Source organism: Bacteroidota bacterium (assembly GCA_037133915.1).
Taxonomy (GTDB): domain Bacteria; phylum Bacteroidota; class Bacteroidia; order Bacteroidales; family CAIWKO01; genus JBAXND01.
This window is the reverse complement of sequence record JBAXND010000086.1, coordinates 1-9,444: the sequence shown is the minus strand read 5'-3', so window position 1 is coordinate 9,444 and position 9,444 is coordinate 1. Positions and strand designations below refer to the sequence as shown.

6 protein-coding genes are annotated in these 9,444 nt (G+C 42.5%); 1 reads left to right on the top strand and 5 read right to left on the bottom strand.

What is annotated here, in order from left to right; translation table 11 throughout:
• Positions 1 to 304, top strand: a 304-nt coding sequence (locus tag WCM76_16385; GenBank protein MEI6767209.1) for an ATP-binding protein, incomplete at its 5' end; no start/stop codon positions are given.
• Between the two features lie 168 nt (positions 305 to 472).
• Here the strand turns inward: WCM76_16385 and WCM76_16380 are convergent.
• The 5 genes from WCM76_16380 to WCM76_16360 form a co-directional block, all read right to left on the bottom strand.
• The gene (locus WCM76_16380; GenBank protein MEI6767208.1) at positions 473 to 1,105 is read right to left on the bottom strand and encodes a flavodoxin family protein; all 633 of its coding nucleotides are present in this window, start codon (positions 1,103 to 1,105) and stop codon (positions 473 to 475) included.
• Positions 1,106 to 1,230: 125 nt separating this feature from the next.
• The gene (locus WCM76_16375) at positions 1,231 to 2,901 is read right to left on the bottom strand and encodes an ATP-binding protein (GenBank protein ID MEI6767207.1); all 1,671 of its coding nucleotides are present in this window, start codon (positions 2,899 to 2,901) and stop codon (positions 1,231 to 1,233) included.
• 3 nt (positions 2,902 to 2,904) lie between these two features.
• Positions 2,905 to 6,120 (bottom strand): chemotaxis protein CheB, encoded by a 3,216-nt coding sequence (locus WCM76_16370; protein ID MEI6767206.1) that lies wholly within the window; start codon positions 6,118 to 6,120, stop codon positions 2,905 to 2,907.
• Positions 6,121 to 6,238: 118 nt separating this feature from the next.
• Positions 6,239 to 8,263 carry a hypothetical protein gene (locus WCM76_16365; GenBank protein ID MEI6767205.1) on the bottom strand — a complete coding sequence of 675 codons (2,025 nt, stop codon included), beginning with the start codon at positions 8,261 to 8,263 and terminating at the stop codon, positions 6,239 to 6,241.
• Positions 8,264 to 8,758: 495 nt separating this feature from the next.
• Entirely contained in the window at positions 8,759 to 9,064 is a 306-nt protein-coding gene (locus tag WCM76_16360; protein ID MEI6767204.1) for a hypothetical protein, read from the bottom strand.
• Positions 9,065 to 9,444 lie beyond the last annotated feature (380 nt).

The window sequence follows — 9,444 nt, the reverse complement described above, 5'->3', positions numbered from 1 at the left end:
TTGCGGTTTGCAAAATAATATTCTGTATTTTTATCGGACAATAGTGATTATAAAAATAGATTTTCGGGAAACGGAGAAAGAATACGTATTCTCTATCAGCGATAATGGTATTGGTTTCGACATGCAATATGCGCAGAAATTATTCGGTGTTTTTCAGCGCATGCATTCCTCTAAAGGTTTTGATGGAACCGGCATCGGTCTTGCTAATGTCCGGAATATCATTGCGCGGCATGGCGGCAAAACCTGGGCTGAGGCTGAACCGGATAAGGGTGCAACATTTTATATTTCATTACCGCGAACATAAACTACATAGAAGAACCGGGATAATTAGCTCGTGTTTTCAGAGCTATTTTAACACTCGCACAAACGCGCCTGAACATTGAAAAACCTGCAGGCGGCGTATACTTCTTGATGATAGAAACCGAAAACGGAATCAGGGTAAAAAAGATTGTGAAAGAATAACAGCTTTCGTTTAGCGGATAAAACTGGTAACTACCTTCTTTTCTTTCGCAGCTTGTTCAATGGTGCCGGCGGTAGCTTCTCTGACCTTCAGCAGCCATGCCATATTTTTTCCCAGAACGCGCATCACCTGAGTTCCCTCAAGATCCTGTTCAGCTTCGCCCGGCGCACCGCCGTGAATTACATTCCAGTAGCTTGAAGTAGCTACAATCATTTCTGAATACATGATGTAATGGTTCAGACTGTCGAACGTAGATGAACCGCCCGACCTGCGCACTGCCACCACCGATGCACCTACTTTTCCGCGGAAAGTGCCGCTTGAGGAAGCAACAAAAAACAGCCGGTCCAGAAAGCTTTTCATGGTGCCTGCGATGCCCGAATAATAAACCGGAGAACCTAGTATGATGCCATCGGCTTGCTTTAGCTGCTGTATCCACAGATTCATATCATCGGTTTTTATCGCGCACTTCTCATCTTTGCTCTTTACGCAGTTATAACACGCCATGCAGCCGTGTATCATTTTATTTCCGATATGCAGTATTTCAAATTCAACACCCTGCGATATCAATTCATTGCCTGCCATGTTGAGTGCATGAAAAGTGTTCCCGTCACTTCTGGGACTTCCGTTTATAGCGATAACTTTCATAGGAGAATGCGTGTTTGGATACAATAAATTCAGATGCAAAAATAAATGATTATTTCCAACCCACACTACTCAGCGAATATCTGAATATTCGGCGCAAAGTAATCAAGCCTTCTGGTGCTTAGCTATTACCGGGGAAGCGAAATATAAAATGTAGCGCCCTTATCAGGCTCGGCCTCTGCCCAGCATTTGCCACCATGCCGGGTGATAATGTTGTGAACATTTGCAAGGCCAATGCCTGCACCATCAAAACCTTTCGAAGTGTCCATCCGCTGAAATACGCCATATAATTTCTGCGCATACTTCATGTCAAAACCTATCCCGTTATCGCTTATAGAAAATATGAATTCGGTGTCCGTTTCCTGACATGCTACTTTAATCACAGCTTTTTCTCTATTTTTTGAATATTTAACCGCATTACCAATAAGGTTGAGCCATGCCAGAAATAACAAACTGTAATCGCCATTCACCTTCGGAAGATTTGCCACCTGCCAATCGATAATTCGATCCTTCTCTTTGGGTTTTACCTGAAGCCAGGCAGCCTGCACCACCTTGTTCATATCCAGTTTCGTTTTCATCAATTCCTTACGGTTGTTTCTAGCAAAATCCAACAGGGCATCTATCAGAACAGACATCTGAACTGCATTTCTCTTGATGGTACTCAAAAAATGTCGTGCCTCGTCAGGCAGGATTTCGTTGTAATCGCCGATAAGCAAATCGGTAAAGCTGCTGATGTGCCTCAAAGGCGATTGAAGATCATGCGATATGCTATACGAAAAACTCTCAAGTTCTTTGTTTGCCTGTTCAAGCTCATTGGTGCGCTTACGAACCCTATCCTCCAATCCAAGATTAAGGCTGCGAATCTCTTTGTTCGCATTCTTTAATTCACTGATGTCACTAATAATCCCAACAAGAAACTTGTTTCCTAAAGAATCTGCATAGAAGGTTTTTCTTGTCACGATAGTTCGTACAACGCCCTCACCATCTGTAAGATATTCCTCGTTGATATTTTCTCTTCCGGTAGTTAAAACCTCATTGTCTACGCGAAAAAACACCTCGTTTTGGTCATCCGGAAAATACTCGTGACCGGTTTTACCAATCAATTCATTTTTTGATTTATTCAGCAAGGAGCATAAAGCATCGTTCACCACACAAAACTTTAAGCTTTGATCTTTGACAAAAATTGGCGAAGCAACAGCATTAATAATATTTTCAAGGAAATCTTTTGACATTTGCAGTGCCAATTCCGACTGCTTACGTTCTGTGATATCAATCATAGTGAGCATACATTCCTCACCGCTTTTTGTATGCGTTCCTTCAAAATAAATATACTGCGCCGGCCGGCCTTCAATTTCAACTACAGCTTCACACGTTTGTTTACCCTGTTGCTCAAACGACTTATTGATAAAGGCATTAAATGCAGGCCGGGTTTCCAATGAAATAAATTGGCCCAACCTCCTATCAATTAAATGTATGCGTTCTTTGCCAAGAATGGTGGCGGCACGCAAATTAAGCTGCAAAACAGTGCCTTCTTTTGACAGGGAAATGTATCCGCTCGGGGCAAAATTGTACAATGTAGTATATTTGGCTGCGGTAATTTCAGCATTCGCTTTTGCCACCTCCAGCTCTTCGTGCTGCATCTCCAGCTCTATCTGGTGCACCTCTAATTCATGAATGAGTTTAATATTATCCGCTTCCGAAAATATATTTTTTACTTTAGGTTGCTGGGCTTTTTGCTTTTCTTCAGCCTTATGGCGAAGAATTTCAGCATCGGTCAAACCGTTTTGTGATTTCTTCATCGCTTATAACAAATTATGTTTGCGAAGTACTTTATGGGCTTTATCTAATTCGGCTTTCAGTCTTTTCACTTCTTTGTTTTGAATAATTCGTTCTTTGCTTGAAGTCAATAATTCATCGGCCCGTTTTCCTCTCTCTTTGTTTTCAATCTCAAGTTCATTTGTTGACTCCAGTAGTTGTGCAGTACGCATGATAAGGCGTTCACCAAGTTCCTTATTCAGCTCCTGAATTTCCGCCTCAGCCAGCTTGCGCTCAGTAATGTCGTGTATGGCGCCTATCACAGAGGTGGGATTGCCATTTTTATCATATTCGAGTTCACCAATTCCCTGCACCCAGCGTTCTGCGCCATCATTGAAACGGATTATTTTATATTCACGATCGAACTTGATTTGTTGGGCAACGGCCTGTTTAAAATATGCCAACAGTTCCTGTCTAAAATCGGGATGGATAATGTCAATCCAACCGCCTATGCTATTGGGGTAGGTTTTGTCGATTCCGAATATTTTGTAAATCTCTGAGGATGCCCTCCATGTATTTGCCTCCATTTTAGCTGCATTCAGATTGGCTACATAAGACCCAATATGCGCTACAGTTTGTGAATCGCGCAACATTCGTTCGTTTTCTGCTAATATTTCTCGTGACTTTATTTGCTCCGCCTCAAGATTTTTCGCCACAGAAATATCAAAAAATGTAATTACCAGCCCATCAATGCGGTCATCAAAAGTACGGTAAGGCATAATGCGAACTTTAAACCATCGTTCATTGCTTGCGCTAATATCGGTTTCTTTAAACACTAGCGACCGCAATACACTTCGCGCATCTTCTTCTATTTCAGGGTATTCCAAATCAGAAACCATTTCAGTAAAAGGCCGGCCAACATCTGAAGTTCGCAATTTTATTATCTTCGTTATCTCCGAGGTATATCTGCGGATGTTCAATTCTTTGTCGAGAAACAAGGTGGCAATATCTGTACTGTTGAGCAGGTTTTTCATATCGTTGTTTGACACAACGAAATCGTTGATTTTGGCCAGCATTTCGACATTTACAGTTTGCAGTTCTTCGTTCATACTCTGCATTTCCTCCTTGCTGGTAGTCAGCTCCTCATTGGTTGACTGCAACTCTTCATTTGATGATTGCAGCTCCTCATTGATTGACTTTAATTCTTCCTGCGAGGTCTGCATTTCCTCGCGGGTACTTTGCAGTTCTTCATTGGCGCGTTGCAAATCAAGTTCCAATTCCTGCAGATGAACAGGAGAGTCCGCCAAACCTTTTTTCGAAGTTCGTTTTAGTGGCAAAATAGTGTGAGCCACATCAGCAAAAACAATCATAACGGCTCCTTTAATAGCATCGGGCTTTTCAATGTGTTGGATAGTAACATCCACATATTGTGTACCGCCGTTGGTCCCTACTTTCAGGTTGTGCAAGATTAGTGGTTCAAAGCTTTGTTTTGCTTTGCGGATTCCCGCCATCAGATGAGTTGACAATCCCACGCGAGCCATGGCATAAATATTCATATTTGCCTTCCCCGCCGATGGCTCCAGATATTTTCCGGTACGGCCGGTAATGAATAATATATCTCCATGTTCATTGATCAGCGCGCTGGCCGGCGCAAAGTGTTGCAGCAACAGTTCTTCGGCAAGAAATTGAATACTGTCAATCGCCTTTACGCCGCTTTCAACTTCTACTACTTTTGGGCGGGTATGAGAATACGAACTTGGGAAATCAAGCAGTATAGGAGTCACGGGCGAATGACTGCGTTTATAAAATTTGAGTTTTGCATCGAGAGGCGCAAAAAGATTATCCTGAGAATTCTCATTTTCGGCATTTCCAAGCAATAATATTCCGTCAACATTCAGGCTATAATGAAACAAGGACATTAGCTTTTTCTGCAATTCCAGCTCCATATAAATGAGCATATTGCGACAACTCAGCAAATCGAGCTTAGTGAATGGCGGGTCTTTTATAACATTCTGATGAGCAAAAATAATCATCTCCCGAATGATATTATTTACATGAAAACCATGTTCAACTTTTGTGAAATATTTCTGCGTGTGCCCGAACGGCACATCAGAAATAATGTTTGCACCGTAAGTACCTTTGCGGGCAATTTCAACGGCATCTTTATCAATATCTGTTGCAAATACCTGCAATGTAAAATTCTTATTGCTCTTGTCTTTATCCAATGCTTCTCTAAAGACCATGGCCAGGGTATATGCTTCTTCGCCCGTAGAGCAGGCAGGAACCCAAGCCCTAAAAACTTTTCCATTGGGCGACTGGCTAAACAGGTTCGGAAAAATTTCGTCTTGCAACATTTGCCACACGCCGGCATCTCTAAAAAAGTTAGTAACGCCAATTAATAATTCTTTGAAAAGTATGTCTACTTCATTGGGAGTACTTTGTATAAAACGGACATAGTCGGCTATTTTGTCTATCAAGTGAACTCCCATGCGCCGCTCTATTCGGCGAAACAAGGTGTTTTTTTTATACAACGAAAAGTCCTGTCCGGTTTGCGTGCGCAGCAAAATAATTATTTTTTCAAGATTGCTTTTGTCTTTACTTTTAGTGTTACTGAAAGCGGTCGGAGCCGGATTAAAACTGAGCAATGCAATAAGCTTGGCCGGGAGTTCTTTGGCCGGTGCTATAATGTCAGCAATAATATTATTCATAGCACTTCGTGGCATGCCATCGAACTTTGCATCATTGGGGTCCTGTAACAGCACAATACCGTTTACTTCTTTAATGGCCCTCACGCCCAAACTGCCATCGCTGCCCATACCCGACAGAATAATAGCAACGCTTCTATCCATGCAGTCGTCGGCTAATGAACGGAAAAAATAATCTATTGGCAGCCGCAATCCCCTAATCTCAAAGGGTTCAAACAAATACAATGCATCATTCAACACCGACATGCTTTTATTTGGAGGAATTACATACACATGATTCGGCAACATCAGCAAGCGGTCGGTTGCCTGCAAAACTGTCATGGTAGTTGAACGTTGCAACAGTTCAGGCATCATGCCGGTATAAGCCGGATCGAGGTGCTGAATAACCACGAAAGCCATTCCGCATTCTTTTGGTATATTTTGGAAAAACTGCTCTAATGCTTCAAGCCCACCTGCAGATGCTCCAATGCCAATAATGGGAAAACCGGGCTCCATTGAAATCGTCCGTTTGGTTAATTTCGAAAAGGGTTTTTCGATTTTAATATCTTTTTTTCTCATGTGTTAAATTCCTGATTGCTTTATAATAGAAGATTGTTCACGCTACCACTCGATTCGCACTACTACATAATAACAGAAAAATCCACCGCATAATCAACAAAAATAAGGCATTATAGTTTCAAAAGCTAATTTTATCTGCAACACACTCATTATACAGGTATAGGCCGCGTGATGTGGACGTGTTAGATGCCCACGCTGGCACATAGACTGTTTTACCGTTAGTGCGGAATATTCCGTTATTGTGAGTCAGGCTATAGGAAGCGTTAGCCTGTATCCTGAAATCATCCAGAAGAGTCCACTCCCCGCCAATGCCATTGAGATAAACATTATTCGGGAAGGTCTTTCCCGCCGAGGTGATCGTTTGCCCTGTGCTTGTGGCTTCAAAATATACCGGCCCGGTGAATGAATATGTCATCCCGGTTATTAGTTTAAAAGATCCGTAGATCTTAAGCACATTTGTACTGGCTGTTGTAGCAAAAGTGGGTGTGTTCAGCGATCCCGTCCAGTCCATACTTTTACAGGTAGCTACAGCAACATCAATAGTAACAGTTTTGTTGATCGTGGTAAAACCCGAATTTGCATCAAAGAAGACGCTGCTTTGTACGCCGGGTATGCAACCTCCAGCGCTCACGCCTCCGCTGGTGAGCGACCAATGATTGCCGTCGCTCCAGCTTCCTGCCCCGGCAATCCAGTAATAGTCATTGGTGACAACGGCCGGTGGATAGATCGTCCAGCCAATGTTGCCGCCGAGGTCGGTTGTATTATAGGCTGTGAAGGTTGCTCCACCTGTTGCACTAATATCGTCAAGATAGGCATAATTGATCGTTACGGTGCCTGCTGATTTATATATCATGGCAGGCGAACCGGCAACGCTTGATTTTAGAGTAAATTCTCCACCACAACTCCCGCTTGCATTCAGAGAACCGGTGATGGTTTGTACATAACCCGATTGAAGAGTATATGTTGCTCCCTTGGTCAATTCCAGTATCCCGTAGGTATTTGACCCGGTGACGGTGGCAAACCCATTCAATCTAAGAAAATTAAAGTTATTGTTGCCGTCGATGCTTGTGGTACTGTTACAAACCAGCGAATCTATTGTGTTGGCGCCTGAAATACTGGTAGTACCACCAACAATTGTTTTGTAATGCGTTGTATTCGTTCCGCTCACCGACAAGTTATATGATGCGGTAAATGCGCTCATAAATTCATTGTATCCGCTTACGGCCCCGTTACCAAAGAATTTGATATTGTTGAATGTTCCTTTTTGAGAGGTATTATTATTTACTGAACCCTGATATCCGCTGCTGTAACCTGTAAATTCTATGTTATAGAAAGAGAAGGGGGCGGTAGCCGCATTGACCACAAAGTTCGCACCCATGTAATATGGAAACCTGAAGGTCGAGGTGCCTGCATCCAGTGTCATGTTGGTGAGGGTTGCATCAAATCGGTTTCCACCGCTCCATGTCCCGCTGTTTATTTCAATGATCGAGTTGCTCAGGTATAGGCCGCGTGATGTGGACGTGTTAGATGCCCACGCTGGCACATAGACTGTTTTACCGTTAGTGCGGAATATTCCGTTATTGTGAGTCAGGCTATAGGAAGCGTTAGCCTGTATCCTGAAATCATCCAGAAGAGTCCACTCCCCGCCAATGCCATTGAGATAAACATTATTCGGGAAGGTCTTTCCCGCCGAGGTGATCGTTTGCCCTGTGCTTGTGGCTTCAAAATATACCGGCCCGGTGAATGAATATGTCATCCCGGTTATTAGTTTAAGTGATCCGTAGATCTTAAGCGCATTTGTACTGGTTGAAGAAGCAAAAGTGGGCGTGTTCAGCGCGCCCGTCCAATCCATATTCTGGCAAAAGGCTGAAGCAACATCAACGGTAACGGTCTTGCTGACCGAGGTAAAACCCGAATTGCCGTCAAAAAATACATTGTCTGAAATCCCAGGCAGCGAAGTCCCTGCACTGCCTCCACTTGTCAACGACCATCGAGATGTAGAACTCCAATTTCCAGCACCGCCTACCCAGTAATAATTTACCGCCGTTGATTGCAACGCAAGCAATATTAACACTACAGGCACCAAAGCCCTCAAAACTTTTCCGTTGAAAATTCCGCGAATTGCAGAGTAAACCGTTTCCATTGTTTATGGTTTTATGAATTGTTATAGATGTTCGTTGAAATAAATGCTCACATTAAACCCTTTTGTCATGCATCCATCTTTCAGTACATTTTTGATGCACATTAACAGTATGCTTATAGTTTGTTTGTAAATTTACATAAATAATCAGCAGTTGTCAATGATCTGCAGAGAATTCTTATTAGATGTTGGTTAGAAAACAAATAACGAATCACTTATGCAAGAAATACTGTGAATTATAAGCAAAATATGTACTGCTCATAGCATTTTTCCAGGAGATTTAATACGCGCCTTTCTGCCAGTCTGGACGAACGGAATATGCGGTAAGTCACCCGGATTGCCGGTTTATATCTATCGATATTGTGCACGCGGCGACAATCTTGACGACCTCCGGCCGAAATCGCATAACTAATTTTTATTATTCACAATAAAAACGATAAAGAAGTCACAATAAGACTATGCCGATCCGTCAATGTTAGTGGTGCGACCACGATAGCATTAAATAAGGCTAGCAACATGATTTCCTGACACCTCTTTGCCAACCAACTGTGCAAATCTGTCGTTATGTTCCTGAATAGCTTGAAGCACTTTTAATTCATCATCCTCAATTCCAAGAAGTGCCTTTTTAATTGATAAAGATGTGGATTCAATTCCGCCACTTCTTTGTTCCTGAGCGATTTTTTTCAGCCGGTACGTGATATCATCTAGGTAGCTATTTAAATCTCTGGCAACGTTTGAAATGCCCAGAGCTCCGTTTTTTTTCAGAACTCCACAGACGGGGATCAATACTCCGACCAAGTCCAATATCCTCACGCTTCTGATTTACAGTAATGCGAATAAATATGGGGGCTTCCCCATTTTTAAGCAGTTTTGTTCTTTTGATATAGAACAGATGTGCCACCTTCATAATTGCTGACATAATTCCTCCTTTTTAAGTGGGTTTAAAATTATAATGAACAGTTTCCACAGAGAAATGCCAATCAGTGCCAACGAGCGCCAAATAAAGCCACTATGAAAATCAGGTAGACTTGACCGCTTTTGAATTTTAGTCTACCTGAAAAGCTACCAAAAGGTGGCATTTATTGGCATTATTTGGCAGGGGGTGAAAAAGTAAAAAGCCCTGACATCGGTTGATTATCAGGGCTTTTGCACTTTTGACACTTGACTTTCAGCGGAGAGAGAGG

What these genes read in the sequence shown, in the direction of transcription:
- WCM76_16380 (MEI6767208.1), bottom strand. Translation starts at nt 1,105, where the DNA reads ATGAAAGTTATCGCTATAAACGGAAGTCCCAGAAGTGACGGGAACACT.
- WCM76_16375 (MEI6767207.1), bottom strand. Translation starts at nt 2,901, where the DNA reads ATGAAGAAATCACAAAACGGTTTGACCGATGCTGAAATTCTTCGCCAT.
- WCM76_16370 (MEI6767206.1), bottom strand. Translation starts at nt 6,120, where the DNA reads ATGAGAAAAAAAGATATTAAAATCGAAAAACCCTTTTCGAAATTAACC.
- WCM76_16365 (MEI6767205.1), bottom strand. Translation starts at nt 8,263, where the DNA reads ATGGAAACGGTTTACTCTGCAATTCGCGGAATTTTCAACGGAAAAGTT.